Below are 24,870 nucleotides of genomic sequence, written 5' to 3'. Positions count from 1 at the left end.
AATTAATCCGTATACTATTACTACTATTTATTAGATGGGAGGTCATAGGATGATTTCACGTAATCTCTTTAAAAAGAGACAACTACCTTTTCGAGTTCATATTGATGAAAGCAATGCCGCACATGACTTTTCTATCCAACTTCTAGACCTTATACCAAAACTACCAAATAAAGATATTGTTATAGTCTGCATAGGAACTGATCGGTCAACAGGCGATTCATTAGGTCCATTGATCGGTTCAAAATTGAGAGAAAGAAAACTTAATTTCTTTCACATTTACGGAACTTTAGAAGATCCCATTCACGCAGTAAACTTAGAAGAAAAACTATCAGAAATTAACGCTAAACATCCTGATTCTTTTGTAATTGGAATTGATGCTTGTCTAGGACGTTCTACAAGTGTTGGTTTTATTTCAATTGCTGATGGCCCTGTTAAACCAGGGGCAGCTGTAAATAAAAATCTTCCACCTGTCGGAGATATTCATATTACCGGGATTGTAAATGTTGGTGGATTTATGGAGTATATGGTTCTTCAGAACACTCGACTTCACTTCGTGATTAAAATGGCCAACAAAATTGCTGATAGTATCCTGCTTACTGATTTGAAACTAAATAAAGAAAGACAACGTTCAATGCTAAAGAGTATAAAACCTAATTTATTTTCTAGTTAATTACTTAAATCATAGAAAAAAGACAACTCCTTACATGTATATGTAAAGGTTGTCTTCTTTTATGAGTAAATTATTTGTGTATGATCTTTTGTGAAAAAAAGTTAAATTAAACTTAAGAGAGAAACAATTACCGCTACTACTAGAATTGCTGGTAATAAGTTTGCTACTCTTATTTTAGTTACTCCAAGGATGTTTAGACCAATAGCTAATATCATCACACCACCAGTTGCAGTCATTTCGACGATAAATGCATCCATTATTTCCTGAGGCACAAATTGAGTAATTTGTGTCGCAAGAACAGCAATTGTACCTTGATATATTATCACAGGGAAAGCTGAAAATAGCACACCTATTCCAAGTGTACTAGTAAACAAGATCGCAGAAAAACCATCTAGCATTGATTTAGTATAAAGTACTGCATGGTCATTTCTAAGTCCACTATCTAGGGCCCCAACGATAGCCATCGCACCTACTACATAAATTAATGTCGCCGTTACAAACCCTTTAGCAAATGATCCTTGTTCTTTCGCGCCTGTTTTAAGCTCTAACCACTTCCCTAACCTATTGAGTTTATCTTCTAAATCCCATCTTTCACCTAAAACTGCGCCGATTGCTAAACTACCAATAACAATTAAGAAGTTTTCACTTTTTAAACCCATTCCAACTCCAATGATAATAACAGCCAAGGCAATAGCTTGCATTACTGTTACCTTTACTTTCTCTGGGATATTCCTTAGTTTTGTACCAATTAAAGAGCCAATAATAATTGCTAAACCATTAACAATTGTCCCCAACAACACCATTTACTTTCTTCTCCTATCCCATTAAACTTTCTTTTATCTCTTCAACCATCGTAATCCACTGATCAATCTCTTCTATTGTATTATATAAACCAAAACTAGCTCGTAATGTTCCACCTTCCAACGTTCCAATTGTTTCATGTGCTAATGGTGTACAATGAAGACCTGCCCTTAGTGCTACTTGATAGTGTTGGTCAAATATCATAGCAATTTCTTGGACATCTGTTCCGTCTATAATGAAAGGAATTACTGCTAACCTTTTGATATCAACATCTGGACCAAAAAATGTTACCCCTGCGATTTTTTGAAGTCTTTCTAAACAATATTTTGTTAACTCCCACTCGTGTTGAAAAATGTTATCTATACCTCGACTAATAACTTCATCAATTCCCGCAGATAACCCTGCAATGCCTGGTGTATTTAGGGTACCACTTTCATATCGGTCAGGACGCACATTAGGTTGGTCTTTTTCCTCAGAGTGACTGCCAGTTCCACCAAAAAAAAGTGGCGTTAGTTCAACTGATTTCTTTATAATGAGTGCACCAGTACCTTGTGGCCCGAGTAAGCCCTTATGCCCTGGAAATGCTAGCATATCAATATTCATCTCTCCCATATGAATTGGAAGGATCCCTGCAGTTTGTGAAGCATCTACTAAGAACGTAATACCTTTTTCCTTACAAACAGATCCAATCATCTCTATAGGGAAAATTGTCCCTGTTAGATTAGAACCATGTGTTGCAACAATCATTTTAGTCCCAGGTGAAATAGCCTTTAATAACTGTTCTCTAGATATGTAACCATTGTGATTACTATTTAAATACGTAACTTTAACACCTTTTTGTTTTTTTAAATATTCTAATGGTCTTCGTACTGAATTATGTTCATAAGATGTCGAAAGAATGTGATCACCTTTATTAAAGTTAAAACCCATAATAGCTTGATTTAATGCATGGGTTGCATTATGACAAAAGATAACATTTTTTGGATCTTTTTCACCAAAAAGCTTCGCTAACTTTACTCTTGTTTCATAAATTACAGATGCCGCATCATTCGCTAATTGATGTCCACCTCGTCCAGGATTCGCTCCATACTCATTGATTGCTTTAGCAACAGCATTAGCAACGGTTGGTGGTTTTGGAAAAGAAGAAGCCGCTTGATCAAAATAAATAATTGGCACAAATTACCCTCCTTACATGAACCTTTCAATACTTCATACAGTTATACAGTAAATAAAAAAAGAGACTCACCCTTAAGGATTGGGTCAGACCTCTTAAGAGACATCTATATTAGATCATAGAGTAGATCAATCGATGCTTCTATTATGATCCTTCTATTAAAGATAATATTCGTTCTAAATCATCTTCCGAATAAAATTGAATTTCAATTTTTCCTCTTTTTTTATTCTTTTTTATTGCAACAGCAGTACCGAATCGTTCTCTTAAATACTCTTCTTTTTCTTTAATAAATATTGAAGGTTCCGGTTTTTTACGAATTGTTTCACGTGAAACATTTTCATTTAAACTCTGAACTAGTTGTTCTAACTGACGAACATTTAAGTTTTCGTCTAGCACTTTTTTAAGTAGAAGCGCCAGTTTTTCTTTGTTCTTCAGGCCAAGTAAAGCCCGTCCATGCCCCATTGAAAGTTGTCCATTTTCGACTAATGCTTGAACTTGATTTGGTAATTGCAACAAACGTAAATGGTTAGCAATATGTGGGCGACTCTTCCCTACGCGCTTAGCTAGTTGTTCTTGAGTAACTTGTAAATGTTTCATAAGTTTATCATAAGCAACAGCTTCCTCAATAGGATTTAAATCTTCCCGTTGAAGGTTCTCAATAAGAGCAAATTCCATCATTTTGTCTTCTGTTAAATCTTTGATAACAACAGGGACTGCTTTTAGACCCGCTTCTGTAGCAGCACGAAAACGACGCTCTCCTACTACAATTTCGTAGCCTTTAATACTTTTACGAACTAGTAATGGTTGTAAAATTCCATGATTTAAAATGGACTCCTTCAACTCTGTTATTGACTCTTCCGAGAAAAATTTTCGTGGTTGATAAGGATTTGGTCTTAATTCACTTAAAGAAATCTCTTGAATTTGCTCTTGCTTATCGTCCATAGCATCTGGAAAAAATGCTGATATTCCCTTGCCTAGACCTTTAGCCATTCGCAACCACTTCCTTTGCCAAATCTACATATACTTCAGCACCCCTAGATTTTGGGTCATAACTAATAATCGGTTGTCCATGACTTGGCGCTTCACTCAAGCGGACATTTCTTGGAATTATCGTTTTAAAAACCTTTTCTCGGAAATACTTTTTCACTTCATCAATCACTTGTATTCCCAAATTAGTTCTGGCATCTAGCATTGTCAATAAAACACCTTCAATTTCTAAGTTTTTATTTAAATGCTTCTGAACCAATCTAACAGTATTCAAAAGTTGACTTAAGCCTTCAAGGGCGTAATACTCACATTGAACTGGTATCAATACGGAATTTGCAGCTGTTAATGAATTAATTGTCAGTAAACCTAATGATGGTGGACAGTCAATAATAATGTAATCATACTGTAGTTCAACCTGTTCAAGAGCTCTTCTTAAACGAACTTCCCTTGAAATAGTTGGAACAAGTTCTATTTCTGCACCTGCTAGTTGAATAGTTGAAGGAATAATATGTAGGCCTTCTACTGATGTTTTCCTAATTACTTCTTTTGTGCTTATATCATCGACTAAAATGTTATAAATACAATTATCTACATCACCCTTATCTATTCCGATTCCACTAGTAGTATTACCTTGAGGGTCGACATCTATCAATAATACCTTTTTCCCAATGTGAGCTAGACAAGCACTTAAATTGACTGCTGTGGTTGTTTTACCGACACCGCCTTTTTGATTGGCAATTGCAATTACTTTCCCCATTCTTTCACCTACTCTCTTACATGTCTTTCTATCTTACAATTAAATATATTAATAAATAGTTTGAAAAAGTATATTAACGAAAATTGCATTAGTATCATTTTATCATGAAAATTTAAAACTAAGGTATTTTTTTAAAATAAAAAATCAAAAAAAACCAGTTTCTATTAAATTCTGAAGTGATGGACAAAAAAAGAACTCAAATCCGAGGAAGTGAGCAATAAGAATAATCATAAATTTTATTAGTCAATAATTATTTATTTTTCGGTATTTTAATTGTAAACTGATAATAATCGTCGTGATCTTCCTCATCTGTATCAATCGTTAGTCCACTTTTCATTACCATATCTAAAGAGTGACGGATAGTATTCATCGCTAACCGCATATCTCTTGAGAATGCTTTTCTTTGTGGTTTTTTCTTCTTAACAGGACCTTCTAAAATTTTTTTCACAAGTTCCTCTGTTTGTTTAACATTTAACCCTTTTTCAATAACTTCAGTTAAGATTTTTTCTTGTATTACTAAATCCTTTACAGAAAGAAGAGCTCTTGCGTGACGTTCTGAAATCACTCGATTTAAAATAGCTTCCTGTACCTTCTCTGGTAATTGTAGTAAACGAAGTTTGTTAGCTATAGTAGATTGACCTTTACCAAGACGTTGTGCCAAACTCTCTTGAGTTAAATTGTGTAATTCTAGTAACTTTGCATAAGCCATCGCTTCTTCAATAGCTGTTAACCCTTCACGCTGTAAATTTTCGATCAAAGCCACCGAAGCTGTTTGCGAATCATTAAACTCTTTAACAATCGCAGGAATATTGTCCCACCCTAATTTTGTCACAGCTCTCCAACGTCGTTCACCAGCAATAATTTCAAATCTGCCGTCTCGTTCACGGACAACAATCGGCTGTATTACCCCATGTGTTCTTATTGTTTGAGCTAATTCGTCAATTCGTTCATCAACAAAAACTGTGCGTGGTTGAAAACGGTTAGGAACTATATCCTTAACAGCAATTTGCTTCACTTCTTCATTTTCACTAATTTCTTCAATTTTTTCTACTTGCTCAATTATTTCTTCGCTCTTTTCATTAAAACCGAACAGGCGTGAAAACGGCTTCATCGCGACACCACCCTCTGATAACTACCTTTCTACCATAATTCTACATGACTGATAGAAAGTCCTTCTTTATAATAACATGATTATCAACAAAAATGTTTCACGTGAAACATTTTTATTGAAAAAACTTAATCAAGACTACTACTCTAGTGAAACAATAATTACACTAAAAGACAGCTCGATTTAGAGAGGAAGCTGTATTCATTAACTCCAGCTTCCAATTCAACTGTTATAATGGCTGTTTATTAGGTGTTCCCGGTTTCCTTGGGTAGGAATTCGGTGTTTTCTTGGATTTTTCTATAAAAACAAAATGTCTTGTACTCTCTTCAAATGGCAATAATAAGCTTTCATTTCTAACAACTTTCCCACCGAGAGTAGCAATCGCCTTTTTACTATCTGCAATTTCATTAACTACTTCTGGACCTTTCATTGCTAAGAATAAGCCACCAACTTTCGCTAAAGGCAAACAAAGTTCAGCTAAAACCGGCATTCTCGCCACAGCCCTTGCTATTACTAAATCATAATTTTCACGATGTTCTTTTTTCTTTGCAAAAGATTCAGCACGATCATGAAAAAATGACACATTTTTTAACTTTAACGTCGTAGCTAAATGTTGTAAAAAGGATATTCGTTTGTTTAAAGAATCGACAATCGTTACGTTTAATTGAGGAAAACAAATTTTAATGGGTATACTTGGAAATCCAGCACCTGCACCTACATCTACAAGACGCAACTGCTTAGTAAAATCATGAAAAAAAGTTGCACTAACCGAATCATAAAAATGCTTTAAATACACGGATTCTTCATCAGTAATTGCGGTTAAATTCATTTTATTATTCCACTCAACTAATTCACGGAAATATGACTCAAATTGTTGCATTTGGGTTTCATTCAGAACAATCCCCTTTTCTGCTAAGCTAGAATGAAACTGTAATTTATTCATGAACATCACTTTCTTTCGTTCTTTTTAATTTACCTTGCTCTAAATAGACTAATAAAATTGATACGTCAGCCGGATTAACGCCCGAAACCCTTGAAGCCTGCCCAACAGAAAGTGGTCTTACTTCACTTAATTTCTGACGAGCTTCCGTTGCTAGTCCAGAAATTGCATGATAATCAAGATTTTCAGGTATTTTTTTATCATCCATTTTCTTCATTTTTTCAACTTGTTGATATTGCTTTTCAATATATCCAGCATACTTAATTTGAATTTCAACTTGTTCAGCAACTTCGGCCGAAACTTCTTCTTCATTAGGGAAAAGGTTCGCAATAAATTGATACGTAATTTCAGGGCGTTTTAATAGCACAGACGCTTTATAACCATCTTGCAAAGGTGAAGATCCTATATCGGCAAGTAATGACTGCACTTCACTTGTTGGCCTAATCATCGTTTGTTCTAAACGCTCTATTTCCCGTTTAACTTGGTCTTGCTTTGCAACAAAACGTAGGTAACGTTCATCAGATATAAGCCCGACTTTATATCCAATTTCTGTAAGTCTTAAATCAGCATTATCATGACGCAGCACTAAGCGATGCTCTGCTCTTGAAGTAAGTAAACGGTAAGGTTCATTCGTACCTTTGGTAACTAAGTCATCAACTAAAACACCAATATAAGCTTCTGAACGATCAAGAATTATTGGCTCGCGGTCCGATGCTTTTAACGCTGCATTAATCCCTGCAAAAATCCCTTGCCCTGCAGCCTCTTCATAACCTGATGTACCATTAATTTGACCTGCTGTAAACAGGTTTTGAACTAGTTTGGTCTCAAGAGTTGGCCAAAGTTGAGTTGGTACGACTGCATCATACTCAATAGCATAACCTGGTCGCATCATTTTTACATTTTCCAACCCTTTAATCGTTTTTAGCATTTCTAGCTGCACTTCTTCCGGTAAGCTTGTTGAAAACCCTTGAACATAAACTTCAGATGTATTTTTGCCTTCGGGTTCTAAGAAGATTTGATGTCTTGGCTTATCGCTAAAACGAACAATTTTATCTTCAATTGATGGGCAATACCTTGGACCAGTCCCTTCTATTACACCTGAGTACATAGGTGAACGGTGCAAATTGGCATTAATAATACCATGAGTTTCTTCTGTCGTATACGTTAACCAACAAGGTAATTGGTGATCGACATTAAATTCTTTCGTTTCATATGAAAAAGCTCGAGGTTCATCGTCACCAGGTTGAATTTCTGTCACAGTATAGTCAATCGTATCCCCTTGAACACGTGGAGGAGTTCCTGTTTTAAATCTAACTAGTTGGAAACCGTGATTTATCAAATCATAAGCTAGATTAACAGACGGCTGTTGATTGTTCGGTCCACTTTCATAGGCTAAATCACCAAGAATAACTTTCCCTCGTAAATAAGTACCAGTTGTAATAATGACTGCTTTGGCTTTATATGTAGCACCCGTATTAGTAACAACTCCTTTGCAAACACCATCTTCAACAATTAGTTTTTCTACCATTCCTTGACGTAACAATAAATTATCTTGTTCTTCAATTGTTTTTTTCATTTCATGTTGATATAAATATTTATCCGCTTGAGCACGCAGTGCACGTACTGCAGGCCCCTTTGCAGTGTTTAACATTCTCATTTGGATATGGGTTTTATCAATATTTCTACCCATCTCTCCACCGAGAGCGTCTATTTCTCGAACAACAATTCCTTTTGCAGGCCCACCTACAGAAGGATTACAGGGCATATAAGCGACTGCATCTAAATTTAACGTTAACATTAATGTATTTGCACCCATTCGAGCTGCTGCTAAGCCAGCCTCTACCCCTGCATGCCCCGCTCCAATAACGATAACGTCAAACTCACCAGCATGGTATTCCATCTAATTTCCTCCTCTTATTGCAGTATAAAGCTTATTTTATATAAAGAACATTAATCTCTAAACCATAACATCTACTTACCTAAACAAAATTGTGAAAAAAGTTGATCGATTAAACTTTCCGATACAGTATCGCCAATAATCTCACCTAAAATTTCCCATGTTCTTGTTATATCAATTTGAACCATATCAATTGGTACAGCTGACTCTAGTGCTAAAATTGCATCTTCGATCGTTTCTAGGGCTTGATGCAATAAACCTATATGTCTTGAGTTAGATACATATGTTAAGTCTCCACCTTCAATATTTCCTTGGAAAAATAGTTTTGAAATTGCATCTTCTAATTCGTCAATACCTTCATCTTCTATTAATGAAGTAGTAACAATCGGTCTTCCTTTTGCAAGTTCTTTAACCTTTTCTAAATCGATTTTTTGAGAGATGTCAGTTTTGTTGACAATAATGATAGCATCCATATTTTCTACAATTTCAAACAGACTCTCATCTTCTTTTGTTAAGTGCTCACCATAATTTAAGACAAGTAAAACAAGCTCAGCTTCTTTTACAACTTTGCGTGATCGTTCAACACCTATTTTTTCAACGATATCTTCTGTTTCTCTAATACCAGCAGTGTCTAATAAACGTAGCGGTACACCTCTAACATTAACATATTCCTCAATAACATCTCTTGTTGTCCCAGGAATATCCGTGACAATTGCCTTTGCTTCATGAACTAAACTATTTAATAATGAAGATTTCCCTACGTTGGGCCTTCCAATTATGACGGTTGATAGACCTTCTCTTAATATTTTACCTTGCTGAGCAGTGTTGAGAATTTTTGTTATTTCATCCTTAACATACTTAGCTTTCTCTAAAAGCAGATTAGTTGTCATTTCCTCAGCATCGTATTCTGGGTAATCAATATTTACCTCAACATGAGCTACTGTTTCCAGTAATGCTTGCCGTAATTTTTGTACCTTTTTCGATAATTTACCTTCTACTTGACCAATCGCTATATTCATTGCTTTATCTGTTTTTGCGCGAATTAAATCAATGACACCTTCTGCTTGTGACAAATCAATTCTTCCATTTAAAAATGCTCGTTTTGTAAATTCTCCTGGCTCCGCTAAACGTACCCCAGTCTTTAATACTTGTTGCAATACACGGTTTACTGATACTAAGCCACCATGGCAATTTATTTCAACGATATCTTCTCTTGTAAACGTTCTTGGTGCCTTCAGTACAGTCACCATTACTTCATCTATAATTTGTTCTGTATTTTTATCGATAATATAACCGTAGTGGATCGTATGACTTTCCACCTCTATCAAAGAATTTTTCCCTTTAAAAATTTTATTCACATTCGCAACCGCTTCTTCACCACTAACGCGAACAATCGCGATCGCTCCTTCCCCCATCGCTGTGGAAATTGCTGCAATTGAATCAAACTCCATAATCCTCACCTCGTTATAATAAAACACCTACTGTCCCTAACTAACAAGAATACCACAGTCTTCACCTAATAAAAAGATTTTCCATTTACTCTATCCTACTATTATCACCGTTTTTTATTGTTATCAACCATAAACATATCCACAACAAGTTTCTTTGTTTGTTTTTTCGTCAATTAACAAGTTTTCCACATGTGAATAAATCTTGAATTAACAATAAAATTCACTGGTATTCCTTTCATTTCTCTGTAAAACTCTAACTAATTATAGATAGTATTTAAGACAGTCCAGAGACAAATTCTTGATAGATGTAATAACCACTATTGGTTACTACATTACTACAAAAAAGCCAATACCAGCTTGACATCACTGGTATTGGCTTTTGAATTATTTATTTATTTATTTATTTATTTATTTATTTATTAGCTGGCGCAACAACAATTCTACGATTTGGCTCTACACCTTCGGAAAACGTTTTTACACCCTTTATTTCTTGTAATGCAGTATGAATGATTTTTCTTTCTAGAGCATTCATTGGTTCTAGGATAACTTCTTTTCGCGTTCTGATTGCTTTATGACCGAGACGCTTTGCTAATTGCTCCAGCGATTCTTTACGACGATCACGATAACTTTCAGCATCTAATACAATTCGCATATATTGCTCCGAATACCGATTTGCTACTAAGTTTACTAAATATTGAAGTGAATCAAGGGTTTGACCTCTTTTACCAATAAGCATACCAATGCCTTCTCCACTCAGATTTAAGATTAAACCATCTTTTGTTTCAATTTTATTAATCTCTACTGAAACACCCATATTTTTCGTAACATCTTGAAGAAAATTAACAGCTTCTTCTGCTGCATCAGGTACAATTTCAACTTCAACGACCGCTGGCTTTACACCAATTAAACCTAAAAATCCTTTTTGAGGTTCTTCTACAATTTGAATTGAAACTCTTTCTCTCGTTGTATTTAATTGCGTTATAGCAGATTGAACAGCTTCATCAACAGTTTTCCCTGAAACAGTTACTTTTTTCACTTTTTTGTTCCCCCTGTTTTAGCATCAACTTTATCTTTGCCTACATTCGGTCCAGTAATAAAATATGTTTGAACGATCATAAAAATATTACCTACTACCCAATATAACGCTAGCGCTGATGGGAAAAAGGCTGCAAATGCAATAATCATCACTGGCATGATATATAGTAGTGCTTTCATTTGCGGGTTATCCGTGATCATCATCATCTTTTGTTGGATAAAAGTTGTAGCACCTGCTACAAGCGGTAAAATATAGTATGGATCAGCAGATCCTAAATCAAACCATAAAAATTGGTGCTCAGCAATTTCACCTGTACGAATAATCGCATGATAAAATGCAAATAAGATTGGCATTTGTACAAAAATTGGTAAACACCCAGCGAGTGGGTTTACTTTATGATCTTGGAATAACTTCATTGTTTCTTGTTGAAGCTTTTGCTGTGTTTTTTGATCTTTAGCACTATATTTCTCTTTTAACTTCGCCATTTCAGGCTGTATTGCTTGCATTGCTTTAGAACTTTTTGTTTGTTTAATCATTAAAGGTAATAGAACAATACGAATAATTATAGTAACAATAATAATTGATAGCCCGTAATTTTCATTAAAAAATGTAGCTACTTCTATAATTAGCCAAGATAAAGGATACACAAAATAATTTTCCCAGATACCGGATTTATTCTCTGGAGTAATCGGAACTTCAAGATTCCCACAACCTACTGCAAGTAGAACAAAACCAAGCAGCATTGCCAATAACAATAACTTTTTCTTCACCAATACTTCCTCCCTGCAATCCAACAAATTCTATTAAAAAAAGAGCCATAAACTCTAACTTAAAGATAACGCATACTAAGGTAATAATACAAGCCTACTTATGTTTATTATGACTACTAAATTCTTCTTTTTTTTCTGGTACTAAATCAAAGCCCCCCGGATGAAACGGATGACATTTGAAAATACGTTTCAAAGTTAACCAGCTGCCTTTAATCGGACCGAAGCGTTTTATTGCTTCTAAGCCATAATGGGAGCAAGTTGGATAGAAACGGCAAGTAGGGGGTGTAAATCTTGAAATATATCTTTGATAGAAAAGAATAATCCCAATTAACAACGCTTTAATAAACTTCAAAAGTTTACTCACCCTTCTTTTTAAAAGCATAGCTCCGATAAAAAACGTGGGAAATACTTTTTTTCATTTCATGGAAATCCATTTCTACACAAGGCATTCTCGCAATAAGTAGATAATCATAAGATTGTTTCAACTCGTCACTTAGTTGAAATACAGATTCTCTCATTAACCTTTTAATTCGATTTCTAGTAACTGCATTGCCTAGTTTTTTACTAACAGATACACCTAACCTTAAATGAGTCTGCTCCTTTTTTTCTAACATATATAGAACAAACTGTTTGTTTGCAACAGACTTCCCCTCTTTAAAGATCAGAGAAATCTCATCATTTTTTTTGACTCGATATTCTTTCTTCAACCACTACACCTCAATTATAAAAGCGAAAGACCACTGGAACTAAACAGAAGTTCAAAATACCAAACTGTTGCAGTTACCTTAAAAGCGGATGACGTAATTCCAAAAATAAAACGCTTTCTGATTTTTCGAGTATATTCTCATCATATCAAAAATTTGCGTTTCTAAACACCATTCAAAGAATTTAATAATATGTAAACCCCGGTACTACAAAAAAAATAAAAAACCAGGGCTGGTTTAGTACTAGAAAAAAAGACCACTGACAACAGTGGCCTATGCAGACAATACTTTTCTTCCTTTACGACGACGACGCGCTAGTACTTTACGACCATTTGCAGTAGCCATTCTTGCACGGAAACCGTGGACTTTTTTACGCTTACGATTGTTTGGTTGGAAAGTTGGTTTTCCCATTTATTACACCTCCCTGAGGAAATACTCGATTAAGACAGTCTTGTAAATTATAAGGACTATGCCCACAAATGTCAAGTCCCCCCAAAAAGTAACTATATTTTATATATGCTACCAAAACAGTATACCGGCATTTTAAATATCTATTCGATCTTCAGTCCTTGGTTTTCCTTCAGTAAATTATTATTTGAATTCAAGAATGTCTACCCTACCTAGAATAATCAATAAATTCCTACAATAACTTTTAATCTGCAATTTGGGAGTTTTTTAAACTGTGGATAACATTTTTGACATTTTTTTCTCTTCTTCCTCACTTATTGACATGTTTCACACAGTATCTTGTGTTGTGGACAACTTCTAAACACAAGGTGTAGTTGGGTGTGGATAAGTACTCAGAAACCATTGCATATCAATGTTTTTTCTGCTATTATTAAAATGTTTTCAGCGGTGGATATGTTTTTTGTACTGGAAGTTGTCCACAACCTGTGGGTAAGGTTGTGGACATTTTCTAATTGGTGTTTATTGCTTGTCCACAGGATTGTTAATAGGCTTGTATTCTACACTTTTCTACTATATTATATATATTTCCACATCTTTTGTTAATTTATATTTATTCAGTGTTATTCACTTGTGTTATACATTTGTTGTACAGACGACATTTCGTCGAATAACGCTTGGTTAAACATGAACTTTATTTAGAAGAATAAGTTATTAACCAAAAAATTACTATAAGCACTTATAGTTATGTATTTAAGGCTGACGTAACAAGCCGCGTTTTTCTAAAGGTAAGGAGGGAGCAGTTTGCAAAATATAACTGACTTATGGAATAAGGCTTTAGCAGAAATGGAATCCAAAGTTAGTAAACCGAGCTTCGATACTTGGTTGAAAGCAACAAAGGCTGAAATGATTAAAAATGATACGATAACCATCACCGCTCCTAATGAATTTGCAAGAGATTGGTTAGAAAATCGTTACATCAAGTTTATATCTGAAACATTACAAGATATTACTGGTGCTGAGCTTAAAGTGAAGATTGTTATTCCCAAAAACATTGAGGAAGATGATGACGAGATTATTGAAAATATTTCGAAAGTACCACCAAAAGTTAACCCTAATTATGAAGAAACCCCTAAAAACATGCTTAATCAGAAGTACACTTTTAATACCTTTGTTATTGGAGCCGGTAATCGCTTTGCACATGCTGCTTCATTAGCAGTTGCCGAAGCTCCAGCGAAAGCGTATAATCCCTTATTTATTTATGGTGGTGTTGGATTAGGTAAAACACATCTTATGCATGCGATTGGCCACTATGTAATCGAACATAATCCAAATGCTAAGGTTGTTTATTTGTCTTCAGAAAAGTTTACAAATGAATTTATTAACTCGATTCGTGATAATAAGGCTGTAAATTTTCGTAACAAATATCGAAACGTCGATGTTCTATTAATTGATGATATTCAATTTTTAGCTGGAAAAGAACAAACTCAAGAAGAATTTTTCCATACTTTTAATGCACTACATGATGATAGTAAACAAATTGTTATTTCTAGTGATCGACCGCCAAAAGAGATACCCACGCTTGAAGATCGACTTAGGTCTCGCTTTGAATGGGGGTTGATTACTGATATTACACCTCCAGACTTAGAAACAAGAATTGCTATTTTACGGAAAAAGGCAAAAGCAGAAAATTTGGATATTCCTAACGAAGTTATGTTGTATATTGCAAATCAAATTGATACAAACATTCGTGAGTTAGAGGGAGCATTGATTCGAGTTGTCGCTTATTCATCATTAATTAATCAAGATATGAATGCCGATCTAGCTGCAGTGGCACTTAAAGATATTGTTCCTAATTCTAAACCAAAAGTAGTTACGATTAGCGATATTCAACGTGTTGTTGGTGATCACTATAGTATAAAACTAGATGATTTCAAGGCTAAAAAGCGAACAAAAAGCGTTGCCTTTCCAAGACAAATTGCGATGTATTTATCAAGAGAGCTTACCGAGTTTTCGTTACCAAAAATCGGGAGTGAATTTGGTGGGCGAGATCATACAACAGTCATTCATGCACACGAAAAAATATCAAAATTATTATCTTCAGATTTAGAATTTCAAAAACAAATAGCTGAAATTAAAGAGCAACTTAAAATTTAGTTTTTTTGAAATTTAGAAATCAGCGGTACCAAAAACTCAAAAGCTCAACCGGGAAATTTGTTAATAAAGTGGTTGAGTTTACTAACACGTTATCAACATGTGTATAAGTTGGTAACATTAGACTTCAACCAGTTATCCACAAATTAACAGGCCCTATTACTATTACTATTACTTTTTTTTATAAAAAATAATAATAAATATAACTAAAAAATTATTAAGTATCAGGAGGTTTACAATGCAATTTGTCATTAATCGAGATTATTTTGTTCATAGTGTCCAAAATGTTTCAAAAGCGATCTCGTCAAGAACTACGATTCCTATTTTAACCGGTATTAAAATCGTTGCAGATCATGAAGGAGTCACGTTAACAGGTAGTGATTCTGATATATCAATTGAATGTTTTATTCCGGTTGAAGAAGATGGAAAACAACTAGTAGAAATTATCGAAGAAGGCAGTATTGTTCTACAAGCAAGGTTTTTTGCTGAAATTGTAAAAAAATTACCTGAAGATAAAATAGAAGTTGTCGTTCAAGATCAATTTGCTACGACATTAAGATCTGGTTCTTCCGTTTTTAATCTAAACGGTCTTGATCCTGAAGAGTATCCACGTTTACCACAAGTGGAAGAAGATAATTTATTCCAGATACAAAATGACTTGATGAAAAATATTATTAGACAAACAGTATTTGCTGTGTCCGCGGCAGAAACACGCCCTATCTTGACAGGTGTAAACTGGCAAGTAGATAGTAAGCAGTTGATCTGTACTGCAACAGATAGTCATCGACTGGCGATGAGAAAAGCAACAATAGAAACTAATGTAGAAGGCTTAAGTTTTAGCAATGTGGTTATACCAGGAAAAAGTTTAAATGAATTAAGTAAAATAATTGATGACAATAATGAGCTGCTAGATATTATCGTTACTGAAAACCAAATATTATTTAAATCAAAAAACTTATTATTCTTCTCAAGGTTATTAGATGGGAATTATCCTGCAACAAAAAATATGATACCTGATCATTCTAAAACGGAAATTATTTTAGAGACAAAGGGTTTTTTACAAGCGATTGAAAGAGCACTTCTACTCTCTCGTGACGGAAAGAATAATGTTGTTAATTTTAAAACATTAGAAAATGGCGTTATTGAAATTACATCGGTAACCCCTGAAATTGGACGTGTTACAGAAAAAATTAATACAAAACATTTGAATGGCGAAGAATTGAGAATTTCTTTTAACGGGAAAAATATTATCGATGCGTTAAAAGTTGTTGATAGTAATGAAATTAAAATATCATTCACAGGCGCGATGAGTCCGTTTTTATTAAAACCAAGTGAAAGTGATAAAGCATTACATTTATTTTCACCTGTAAGAACCTACTAATATAAAAAAAAGACATCATTTATCGATACGAAAACTATTTAATGTTAAAAAAGCTACCTTACATTGTATTTTCAAGGTAGCTTTTTAACTGTTAAATTTGGTCAAAATGAGTTTGTGTTAGTCTCTTGAGTTTAGTACAATGTAATTTAAGGGCAAAATAAGAACGTATAGAATTGTAGACAATATTAAGGGATTTTAAAACTTTTGAAACTAATTCCTTCAGCCAATAGAAAGAAGGTGTAATAGTGGAAACAAACATAAATGTTTCAACGGAGTTTATTACTTTAGGTCAATTACTTAAAGAAGTAGGAATTATAGATACTGGTGGTATGGCTAAATGGTTTTTAAGTGAACATGAAGTTTTCTTAAATAACGAGCTTGAGAATAGGCGGGGGAAGAAGCTGTATAACGGCGATGTTATTTTGATTCCTTCACATGGTACATTTCGCATAGTAACCGACAGCTAGTTCTCAAAGTGTTATACGACAACATGAACTAGAGGGAAAAATACTTACTTAATTTAAAATATTTTAAATATAAAATGCTTGGATGTTTCTAACTAAAGTGGGGGAAAGTTTTGCATATAAATGATCTTACTTTAACTAATTATCGTAACTATAAAAAACAACAAGTAACCTTTGAAAATAGCGTAAATGTTATTTTAGGGGAAAATGCTCAAGGTAAAACAAATGTCATGGAATCGATTTACGTTCTTGGTTTAGCAAAGTCGCATCGTACTACCCGTGACAGAGAGCTTATATACTGGGATGAAGAATATGCTAAAATAGAAGGTAGAGTCCAAAAGCGTACCGGCCCCTTAACGTTAGAAGTGATCATATCAACTAAAGGAAAAAAAGTTAAGTTAAATCGCTTAGAACAACGTAAACTTAGCGAATATATAGGTGCTTTAAATATTGTTATGTTTGCACCTGAAGATCTAAATCTCGTAAAAGGAAGTCCACAAGTACGACGTCGTTTTATTGATATGGAAATAGGGCAAATTAATCCGCTTTACCTGTATAATTTGTCACTGTACCAAAAAATACTACAACAAAGAAATCATCTGTTGAAAGATTTACAACGTAAAAAAACAGATAATGGCCTACTAGATATATTAACTTATCAACTCATAGAACAAGCAGCAAAAGTAATTGCTAAGCGCTATGAGTTTATTGGGATGCTAGAGCATTGGGCAAAGCCAATTCACCATGATATTAGTAGGGGTTTAGAAGATTTAGTAATTGAATATAAACCATCAATTAAGGTATCAGAAACTAGAGAATTGTCGAAAATAGAAGAGATATTAGAAGAAAACTTTAGTAAAATGAAAACGAAGGAAATAGAACGTGGAACTTCGTTAGTTGGTCCTCATCGCGATGATCTCCTTTTCCATGTCAATGGACGTGATGTCCAAACTTATGGTTCACAAGGGCAACAACGAACAACAGCTCTTTCCTTAAAAATGGCAGAGTTAGAATTAATTCATGATAAAATTGGTGAATATCCAATTCTTTTACTAGATGATGTGTTATCAGAATTAGATGATTTTCGCCAATCTCACTTATTAAATACTATTCAAGGAAAAGTACAAACATTTGTTACAACAACTAGTGTAGATGGTATTGATCACCAAACATTGAGAGAGGCTTCTACTTATTTGGTTGAAAAAGGGAATATACAAAAATTGAAATGAGGTGTTTAGGTGTTTATTCATTTAGGAGGAGACACTGTAATTCGTTCCAAAGATGTTATTGCCATTTTAGATCGCCAAGTAAAGGAAACATCAGAAACTATTGGTGAATTTCTAGAATTTTATCAACAAGAAGACAAAGTAGAAGAGATTGCTAAGGATATGAGTAAATCTATTGTAATTACAAGCGAAAAAGTTTATTTATCTCCTATTTCCTCTTCGACTTTAAAGCGAAGAGCGCTTTTTGTTTCAGATATTGAAGATATATAAGAAAATGTAGAAGTTAAAATGGTGTGAGTTAAAGCTTTTAAATATGACTGCTCATAATTCTACACTTAACATTTAAACGCTATATTCAAATTTAGAAGTGGGTGAAGATATTGACAATTGAACAACAAGCTCAAAGTTATGATGAAAGTCAAATTCAGGTCCTAGAAGGTTTAGAAGCCGTAAGAAAACGTCCAGGAATGTATATCGGTTCAACGAGTAGCCGTGGACTTCATCATTTAGTATGGGAAATCGTAGACAATAGTATTGATGAAGCTTTAGCTGGTCATTGTGATACAATTTCTGTGACAATTGAAGAAAATAATAGTATTACTGTAGTTGATAATGGACGAGGAATACCTGTAGGGATACATGAAAAAATGGGACGACCAGCTGTTGAAGTTATTATGACAGTACTGCATGCCGGTGGTAAGTTTGGCGGTGGTGGTTATAAAGTTTCTGGAGGACTTCATGGTGTTGGAGCTTCCGTTGTAAATGCCCTATCTAGTAAGTTAGAGGTTGAAGTTCACAGAGACGGAAAAATTTATTATCAAGAATTTCAACGTGGTGTCCCACAAGCCGATTTAGCTGTTATTGGTGAAACCCAAAGACGTGGAACGCAGGTTCGTTTTCAGCCTGATACAGAAATTTTTACAGAAACTATTGTTTATGAATTTGATATTTTAGCAACTCGTTTACGAGAATTAGCTTTCTTAAATCGAGGTCTAACAATCATTATTGAAGATAAGCGAGAAAATGGTAAACATAAGGAATATTATTACGAAGGTGGAATTGCTTCTTTTGTTGAGCATTTAAACCGTACACGTGAAGCTCTTCATGAACCACCGATTTTTATTGAAGCTGAGAAAGAGGGTTTACACGTAGAAGTAGCTATTCAATATAATGACAGTTACACGAGTAACATCTATTCTTTTGCTAACAACATTAATACCCACGAAGGTGGTACTCATGAATCAGGTTTTAAAACTGGTTTAACTCGTGTAATAAATGATTATGCGAGGAAAAATAATCTATTTAAAGATAATGATGCAAACTTAACTGGTGATGATGTTCGTGAGGGATTAACTGCGATCATCTCAGTGAAAATTCCAGACCCACAGTTTGAAGGACAAACGAAAACGAAATTGGGTAACAGTGAAGCACGTACAATTACCGATTCTGTTTTTAGTGAATGCTTTGCAAAATTCTTGGGGGAAAACCCAGCTGTTGCAAAAAAAATAGTAGAAAAAGGTGTTATGGCTTCAAGAGCAAGAGAAGCTGCTAAAAAAGCAAGGGAATTAACAAGACGTAAAAGTGCTTTAGAGGTTAGTTCATTACCTGGTAAGCTTGCAGACTGTTCTTCAAAAGATGCTACAATCAGTGAAATTTATATCGTAGAGGGAGACTCGGCAGGTGGGTCGGCAAAACAAGGACGTGACCGCCATTTCCAAGCGATTTTACCTTTACGTGGGAAAATTATAAATGTAGAGAAAGCTCGTTTAGATAAAATTTTGTCTAATACAGAAATTAGAGCTATTATTACGGCATTAGGGACAGGAATTGGCGAAGATTTTGATATCACAAAAGCTCGTTATCATAAAACGATTATTATGACGGATGCTGATGTAGATGGTGCTCATATTCGGACATTAATACTAACGTTTTTCTACCGCTATATGAAACCACTACTTGAAAATGGATATATTTATATCGCTCAACCGCCTTTATATAAAATTCAACAAGGAAAACGAGTTGAATATGCTTATAACGATAAAGAATTGAATGAAGTCTTTTCACAAATGGCAGAAAATCCAAAGCCAAATGTTCAACGTTATAAAGGTTTAGGGGAAATGAATCCAACTCAACTTTGGGAAACAACAATGGATCCGAGTACGCGAACACTTTTACAGGTAACGTTAGAAGACGCGATAAAAGCGGATGAAACTTTTGAGACATTAATGGGAGACAAAGTTGAACCACGTCGAGATTTCATTCAGGAAAATGCAATCTATGTGAAAAATTTAGATATTTAAAAATTCCAATTGCTTGTATGAAGTGATAAATGAGCAATTATAAGTTGAATTATGATAGTTTACTCCATCCAAAAATATATCACTAGTATTTTACGATCTAAGAATTATACGGTTTGCTACCAAACATTATTTGCGCCGAATTCTAATCCTAAAGTCTACATTAAATGTTTTGGATAAAGGGAAGTGGAGGTAGGACTAGATGGAAAATCAATCTAGAGTTAAAGAGATAAATATCAGTCAGGAAATGAAAACGTCGTTTATGGATTATGCCATGAGTGTAATCGTAAGTCGTGCGCTGCCTGATGTTCGTGATGGTTTGAAGCCTGTTCATCGTCGTATTTTATTTGCAATGAATGAACTAGGAATGACTTCCGATAAAGCTTATAAAAAGTCTGCACGTATCGTTGGTGAAGTAATTGGTAAGTATCACCCTCATGGTGATTCTGCTGTTTACGAAACAATGGTTAGGATGGCACAAGATTTTAGTTACCGGTACATGCTTGTTGATGGGCATGGTAACTTCGGTTCAGTTGATGGAGATTCTGCGGCTGCAATGCGTTATACAGAAGCAAGAATGTCAAAAATCTCAATGGAAATGGTTCGTGATATAAATAAGGATACCATTGACTATCAAGATAATTACGATGGTTCAGAACGTGAGCCAAAGGTTTTACCTGCTAGATTTCCTAATTTGCTAGTAAACGGAGCTACTGGAATTGCTGTTGGTATGGCGACAAATATTCCCCCACATCAGTTAGGGGAAATTATTGATGGTGTACTAGCTGTTAGTCATAATCCAGATATAACTTTACCTGAATTAATGGAAGTTATTCCTGGTCCAGATTTCCCTACTGGAGCTGAAATTGTTGGTATCTCAGGTATCCGTCGTGCCTATCAAACTGGTAGAGGTTCAATTGTACTAAGAGCAAAAGCTGCTATTGAAGATATGAATGGCGGCAAGCAACGTATCATTGTTTCTGAAATTCCTTACCAAGTCAATAAAGCAAAATTGATTGAAAAAATTGCTGAATTAGTTAGGGAAAAGAAAATTGATGGTATTACTGATTTACGCGATGAATCTGACAGGACTGGTATGCGTATTTGCATTGAATTACGTCGGGATGTAAATGCTAATGTACTTTTAAATAATCTTTATAAACAAACAGCAATGCAAACAAGTTTTGGAATTAACTTACTTGCTTTAGTTGATGGCCAACCTAAAGTTTTAAATTTAAAGGAATGCCTAGAGTATTATTTAGAGCATCAAAAAGTAGTTATAAAGCGTCGTACAGCATTTGAATTAAGAAAAGCAGAAGCTAGAGCACATATACTAGAAGGATTAAGAATAGCTCTTGATCATTTAGATGCAGTAATAGCTTTAATTCGTGCATCTCAAACAACTGATATTGCAAGAACTGGTTTAATGGAGCAATTCTCTTTAAGCTTTGAACAAGCTCAAGCCATTTTAGAAATGCGTCTTCAACGTTTAACTGGTCTAGAACGTGACAAAATTGAAAATGAATATGCAGAGTTGGTAGCGAGAATAGCTGAGTTAAAAGCAATTTTAGCTGATGAGGAAAAAGTTCTAGAAATTATTCGTGAAGAGCTAACGGAAGTTAAAGAAAGATTTAATGATGAAAGAAAAACTATTATCTCTATTGATGAAGATAGTTTTGAAGATGAGGATCTTATCCCAAGAACAAATATTATTATCACTCTTACCCATAATGGCTACATTAAACGCCTTCCAATTTCCACATATCGTAGTCAAAAACGAGGGGGACGCGGTATCCAAGGTATGGGAACAAATGATGATGACTTTGTTGAACACTTATTTACAACGTGTACGCATCACACATTGTTATTCTTCACAAATAAGGGGAAGGTATACCGCTTAAAAGGTTATGAAATCCCTGAGTTAGGTAGAACTGCAAAAGGAATACCAATTATTAATTTATTACAAATTGAGCCTGGTGAGTATATTAGTACGGTTATTCCTATAGAAGAATTTAATAGTAACTATTTAATCTTCATGACAAAACATGGTATCACTAAGCGTACTGAATTGAGTTCATTTGCTAATATTCGTAAAGGTGGTCTTTTTGCAATCAATTTACGTGATGATGATGAATTGCATGGGGTACGTCTAACAGATGGTGATAAACAAATAATTATTGGTACGAAAAAGGGAATGTCGATTCATTTCCATGAAAATGATGTACGTCTAATGGGAAGAACAGCTGGTGGCGTAAAAGGTATCTCACTCTCTAAGGATGATCAAGTTGTTGGAATGGATATTATCGAAGAAGGCTTTGATGTTCTAACTGTAACTGAAAAAGGATATGGAAAGAAAACACCTATCGAAGAATACCGTATCCAAAATCGTGGTGGTAAGGGAATTAGAACATGTAATATTACGGAAAAAAATGGTCATGTTGTATCATTGCGTGTTGTTTCAGACGAACATGATTTAATGATTATTTCTGTAAATGGTGTTATTATTCGCTTGCATGTTCAAGATATTTCGAGAACAGGTAGAAATACACAAGGTGTTCGTTTAATTAGAATAGGCGAAGGTGAAGGTGTAGCAACTGTAGCTAAAGTTGATATTGATGAGGAAGCCATTGAAGCTGAGCTAGAAGAACAAGGTGAAACACCAATTATCAATTCAGTTGAAGACCAAGACCCTATTATTGAAGATGATGAAGAGGAATAGGAATTAAGAATAAGAATAAGAACAATTCTTTAAAGAGGCTGACCTAGAAATTTCAGTTAATTACGGCATGATATTAATTAGAGATATAAATGTCTCTATCTTCAGGCTTGTGGTAACTGACATTTTATAAAGGGGATAAGCCTCTTTTTTTTACGGAAAAGATCTTTTTAAATATGATATAATAATTTATATTTGAAAGTTTTGGTTTTGGAGGAAGGCTATTATGAGAGTTAAACCAAATCAGCTTGATGTTGGATGTATATTGTCTAAAGATGTAAACTGTTTTTCGAATCAATTAATCCGTAAAAAAACTGTACTACATGAGAAATATATAAATGTATTAAAAGCCTTTTTAATTGAAGAAGTTGAAGTAGAGGGGACGCTTGCAAACGGGAAGCCATACTTGCCTAAAGAGGTAAATGAGTCTGAGGTTGAAAAAACGAAAAATATTCCGCTTGAAAAGAAATCATTTATGGAGGAATATTTACAGGCTGTTCAAATATATAAAAAACTTTTTCAAGGCTGGCAAGCTGGAATGAAGGTAGATATTTTAATAATTAGAAAGACACTACTTTCGCTTCTTGAAAAGTTAAATGAGGATCCGGATGAAATCACTTCAATTCATCACTATGCAACAAAAGAGGATTATATTTTTCACCATGCAGTTTCAGTAGGCGTTCTATCTGCTTATCTAGCAAGAAAACTTAACTATACTTCAGCAGAACAAATCCAAGTTGGAATTGCTGGAATGATGTCTGATAGTGGAATGGCTAAGATACCAAATAGTATATTAAGTAAAAAGGGGCACCTTACTAGCTCAGAATATGAAGAAATGAAAAATCATTCTATGTTTAGTTATCAAATGATTAAAGGTATCCCAGGAGTGACAGATGGTGTTTTGTTAGGCGTATTACAGCACCATGAGCGTGTGGATGGAAGTGGGTATCCAATGTCAGTATCATCCCAAAAGTTACATAAGTTTAGTAAAATCATTGCAGTCGTTGATGTATTTCACGCAATGACATCAGAACGATATTATAAAATAAAGCAATCACCTTTTAGAGTAATCGAATTAATTGAAAAAGATAATTTCGGACTGTTTGATATAAAAGTTGTGCAAATGTTAGCAATGCTTATTTCAAACTTTTCAGTAGGTACAATTATAAGGCTTAATAACGGAGATATTGGTGAAGTTGTTTTTCTAGAGCCTCATGTACCTAACCGTCCGATGATTAGAATTCAAACAACTAATGAATATGTAAAATTAGCAAATCGAAGTGATCTTTATATAGAAGAAGTAGTCAATCGTTAAAAAACAATGCTAGTTGTGAATACTATTAAAAAAGAAGTAATTACACAACTAGTGTTGATACACCTGTTAAGTTGTTGTATAAAACTATTACATAATAACAAGAGCCATGCTATGATGACTTTCACGCAACGACGAGATGACATTATAGTTAATATAAATGTTGACACGTTAGAAACTAGATGATATACTAACTAGGTTGCTTCAAACGACAACAATATTTTTTGATAAAAAGAAAACTATTGACGAAAACAAATTATTGTGATATAATTAATTTCTTGTCGTTGAAATGACAACAACAAAAGTTAAGTAGTGTACTGACAATAACTTAGTAAATTGCTCCTGCGCGTTCCTTGCGTCACTTTCTCGTCGCAAAGCTGCACGAAGTAAATTCTAAGAAGTTTTCACATGATGTGATTGAGGTCAGTAGCTTTGTTCTTTGAAAACTGAACACACAGCCAAGCGAATTAAAGAGATAGTAATATCTCGTCAATGTAACATTTTTTTGAGCTATATCAAACACTTTTATGGAGAGTTTGATCCTGGCTCAGGACGAACGCTGGCGGCGTGCCTAATACATGCAAGTCGAGCGGAGTTGAAAAAAAGTTTACTTTTTTTCT

22 protein-coding genes and 1 rRNA gene are annotated in these 24,870 nt (G+C 34.4%); 10 read left to right on the top strand and 13 right to left on the bottom strand.

Annotation, left to right across the window (positions count from 1 at the left end; all coding sequences use genetic code 11):
- Nucleotides 1-49 precede the first annotated feature (49 nt).
- Entirely contained in the window at nt 50-670 is a 621-nt protein-coding gene (gene yyaC, locus ACK4M9_RS14425) for a spore protease YyaC (RefSeq protein WP_409851912.1), read from the top strand.
- A 101-nt stretch (nt 671-771) separates the two neighbouring features.
- Here the strand turns inward: yyaC and ACK4M9_RS14420 are convergent, their stop codons facing one another.
- The 13 genes from ACK4M9_RS14420 to rpmH form a co-directional block, all read right to left on the bottom strand.
- Nucleotides 772-1,473 carry a DUF554 domain-containing protein gene (locus tag ACK4M9_RS14420; RefSeq protein WP_409851909.1) on the bottom strand — a complete coding sequence of 234 codons (702 nt, stop codon included), beginning with the start codon at nt 1,471-1,473 and terminating at the stop codon, nt 772-774.
- 13 nt (nt 1,474-1,486) lie between these two features.
- Nucleotides 1,487-2,647 (bottom strand): aminotransferase class V-fold PLP-dependent enzyme, encoded by a 1,161-nt coding sequence (locus ACK4M9_RS14415; protein ID WP_409851907.1) that lies wholly within the window; start codon nt 2,645-2,647, stop codon nt 1,487-1,489.
- Nucleotides 2,648-2,789: 142 nt separating this feature from the next.
- Nucleotides 2,790-3,635: a ParB/RepB/Spo0J family partition protein gene (locus tag ACK4M9_RS14410; protein ID WP_409851904.1), complete on the bottom strand. Its 846-nt coding sequence runs from the start codon at nt 3,633-3,635 to the stop codon at nt 2,790-2,792.
- Nucleotides 3,628-4,389 carry a ParA family protein gene (locus tag ACK4M9_RS14405; RefSeq protein ID WP_409851901.1) on the bottom strand — a complete coding sequence of 254 codons (762 nt, stop codon included), beginning with the start codon at nt 4,387-4,389 and terminating at the stop codon, nt 3,628-3,630. The genes ACK4M9_RS14410 and ACK4M9_RS14405 overlap by 8 nt, the downstream gene beginning before the upstream one ends.
- A 250-nt stretch (nt 4,390-4,639) precedes the next feature.
- Nucleotides 4,640-5,500 (bottom strand): nucleoid occlusion protein, encoded by an 861-nt coding sequence (gene noc / locus ACK4M9_RS14400; protein ID WP_409851898.1) that lies wholly within the window; start codon nt 5,498-5,500, stop codon nt 4,640-4,642.
- A gap of 226 nt (nt 5,501-5,726) precedes the next feature.
- Nucleotides 5,727-6,440, bottom strand: coding sequence for a 16S rRNA (guanine(527)-N(7))-methyltransferase RsmG (gene rsmG / locus ACK4M9_RS14395; protein ID WP_409851895.1), 714 nt, complete (start codon nt 6,438-6,440; stop codon nt 5,727-5,729).
- Complete coding sequence (gene mnmG, locus ACK4M9_RS14390) at nt 6,433-8,337, bottom strand: tRNA uridine-5-carboxymethylaminomethyl(34) synthesis enzyme MnmG (RefSeq protein ID WP_409851892.1); 1,905 nt, start codon at nt 8,335-8,337, stop codon at nt 6,433-6,435. Before mnmG ends, rsmG begins: the two co-directional genes overlap by 8 nt.
- 71 nt (nt 8,338-8,408) lie before the next feature.
- Nucleotides 8,409-9,785, bottom strand: coding sequence for a tRNA uridine-5-carboxymethylaminomethyl(34) synthesis GTPase MnmE (mnmE, locus tag ACK4M9_RS14385; protein WP_409851889.1), 1,377 nt, complete (start codon nt 9,783-9,785; stop codon nt 8,409-8,411).
- A 412-nt stretch (nt 9,786-10,197) separates the two neighbouring features.
- Nucleotides 10,198-10,821 carry an RNA-binding cell elongation regulator Jag/EloR gene (jag, locus tag ACK4M9_RS14380; protein WP_409851886.1) on the bottom strand — a complete coding sequence of 208 codons (624 nt, stop codon included), beginning with the start codon at nt 10,819-10,821 and terminating at the stop codon, nt 10,198-10,200.
- Nucleotides 10,818-11,591, bottom strand: a complete 774-nt coding sequence (spoIIIJ, locus tag ACK4M9_RS14375) for a YidC family membrane integrase SpoIIIJ (protein WP_409851883.1) — start codon at nt 11,589-11,591, stop codon at nt 10,818-10,820. The genes jag and spoIIIJ overlap by 4 nt, the downstream gene beginning before the upstream one ends.
- 94 nt (nt 11,592-11,685) lie before the next feature.
- Nucleotides 11,686-11,934: a membrane protein insertion efficiency factor YidD gene (yidD, locus tag ACK4M9_RS14370; RefSeq protein WP_409852228.1), complete on the bottom strand. Its 249-nt coding sequence runs from the start codon at nt 11,932-11,934 to the stop codon at nt 11,686-11,688.
- Between the two features lie 13 nt (nt 11,935-11,947).
- Nucleotides 11,948-12,298 (bottom strand): ribonuclease P protein component, encoded by a 351-nt coding sequence (gene rnpA / locus ACK4M9_RS14365; protein ID WP_409851881.1) that lies wholly within the window; start codon nt 12,296-12,298, stop codon nt 11,948-11,950.
- Between the two features lie 270 nt (nt 12,299-12,568).
- Nucleotides 12,569-12,706, bottom strand: coding sequence for a 50S ribosomal protein L34 (rpmH, locus tag ACK4M9_RS14360; RefSeq protein ID WP_071315349.1), 138 nt, complete (start codon nt 12,704-12,706; stop codon nt 12,569-12,571).
- A 798-nt stretch (nt 12,707-13,504) separates the two neighbouring features.
- Here rpmH and dnaA point away from each other — a divergent pair.
- The 9 genes from dnaA to ACK4M9_RS14315 form a co-directional block, all read left to right on the top strand.
- On the top strand, nt 13,505-14,857 hold the full coding sequence (gene dnaA / locus ACK4M9_RS14355) for a chromosomal replication initiator protein DnaA (protein WP_409851878.1): 1,353 nt from the start codon (nt 13,505-13,507) through the stop codon (nt 14,855-14,857).
- Nucleotides 14,858-15,092: 235 nt separating this feature from the next.
- Entirely contained in the window at nt 15,093-16,235 is a 1,143-nt protein-coding gene (gene dnaN / locus ACK4M9_RS14350; protein ID WP_409851876.1) for a DNA polymerase III subunit beta, read from the top strand.
- A gap of 245 nt (nt 16,236-16,480) precedes the next feature.
- Nucleotides 16,481-16,702, top strand: a complete 222-nt coding sequence (gene yaaA, locus ACK4M9_RS14345; protein ID WP_409851873.1) for a S4 domain-containing protein YaaA — start codon at nt 16,481-16,483, stop codon at nt 16,700-16,702.
- Nucleotides 16,703-16,812: 110 nt separating this feature from the next.
- Nucleotides 16,813-17,928: a DNA replication/repair protein RecF gene (gene recF / locus ACK4M9_RS14340; protein WP_409851870.1), complete on the top strand. Its 1,116-nt coding sequence runs from the start codon at nt 16,813-16,815 to the stop codon at nt 17,926-17,928.
- A 9-nt stretch (nt 17,929-17,937) separates the two neighbouring features.
- Entirely contained in the window at nt 17,938-18,195 is a 258-nt protein-coding gene (gene remB / locus ACK4M9_RS14335) for an extracellular matrix regulator RemB (RefSeq protein WP_409851867.1), read from the top strand.
- A gap of 116 nt (nt 18,196-18,311) precedes the next feature.
- The gene (gyrB, locus tag ACK4M9_RS14330) at nt 18,312-20,225 is read left to right on the top strand and encodes a DNA topoisomerase (ATP-hydrolyzing) subunit B (RefSeq protein ID WP_409852226.1); all 1,914 of its coding nucleotides are present in this window, start codon (nt 18,312-18,314) and stop codon (nt 20,223-20,225) included.
- 199 nt (nt 20,226-20,424) lie between these two features.
- Nucleotides 20,425-22,941 (top strand): DNA gyrase subunit A, encoded by a 2,517-nt coding sequence (gene gyrA, locus ACK4M9_RS14325; RefSeq protein WP_409851864.1) that lies wholly within the window; start codon nt 20,425-20,427, stop codon nt 22,939-22,941.
- Between the two features lie 223 nt (nt 22,942-23,164).
- Nucleotides 23,165-24,253 carry an HD-GYP domain-containing protein gene (locus ACK4M9_RS14320; RefSeq protein ID WP_409851862.1) on the top strand — a complete coding sequence of 363 codons (1,089 nt, stop codon included), beginning with the start codon at nt 23,165-23,167 and terminating at the stop codon, nt 24,251-24,253.
- 521 nt (nt 24,254-24,774) lie between these two features.
- Nucleotides 24,775-24,870, top strand: a 16S ribosomal RNA gene (locus ACK4M9_RS14315); the annotation flags it as partial.

Source organism: Anaerobacillus sp. (assembly GCF_046314235.1).
Lineage (GTDB): Bacteria > Bacillota > Bacilli > Bacillales > Anaerobacillaceae > Anaerobacillus.
Note: the sequence above shows the minus strand (reverse complement) of the source record. Positions and strands in the feature narration are given on the sequence as shown.

Bases quoted from the DNA above. Each gene is read 5' to 3' on its own strand.
- yyaC (WP_409851912.1), top strand. From the start codon at position 50: ATGATTTCACGTAATCTCTTTAAAAAGAGACAACTACCTTTTCGAGTT.
- ACK4M9_RS14420 (WP_409851909.1), bottom strand. From the start codon at position 1,473: ATGGTGTTGTTGGGGACAATTGTTAATGGTTTAGCAATTATTATTGGC.
- ACK4M9_RS14410 (WP_409851904.1), bottom strand. From the start codon at position 3,635: ATGGCTAAAGGTCTAGGCAAGGGAATATCAGCATTTTTTCCAGATGCT.
- ACK4M9_RS14405 (WP_409851901.1), bottom strand. From the start codon at position 4,389: ATGGGGAAAGTAATTGCAATTGCCAATCAAAAAGGCGGTGTCGGTAAA.
- noc (WP_409851898.1), bottom strand. From the start codon at position 5,500: ATGAAGCCGTTTTCACGCCTGTTCGGTTTTAATGAAAAGAGCGAAGAA.
- rsmG (WP_409851895.1), bottom strand. From the start codon at position 6,440: ATGAATAAATTACAGTTTCATTCTAGCTTAGCAGAAAAGGGGATTGTT.
- mnmG (WP_409851892.1), bottom strand. From the start codon at position 8,337: ATGGAATACCATGCTGGTGAGTTTGACGTTATCGTTATTGGAGCGGGG.
- mnmE (WP_409851889.1), bottom strand. From the start codon at position 9,785: ATGGAGTTTGATTCAATTGCAGCAATTTCCACAGCGATGGGGGAAGGA.
- rpmH (WP_071315349.1), bottom strand. From the start codon at position 12,706: ATGGGAAAACCAACTTTCCAACCAAACAATCGTAAGCGTAAAAAAGTC.
- dnaN (WP_409851876.1), top strand. From the start codon at position 15,093: ATGCAATTTGTCATTAATCGAGATTATTTTGTTCATAGTGTCCAAAAT.
- gyrA (WP_409851864.1), top strand. From the start codon at position 20,425: ATGGAAAATCAATCTAGAGTTAAAGAGATAAATATCAGTCAGGAAATG.
- ACK4M9_RS14320 (WP_409851862.1), top strand. From the start codon at position 23,165: ATGAGAGTTAAACCAAATCAGCTTGATGTTGGATGTATATTGTCTAAA.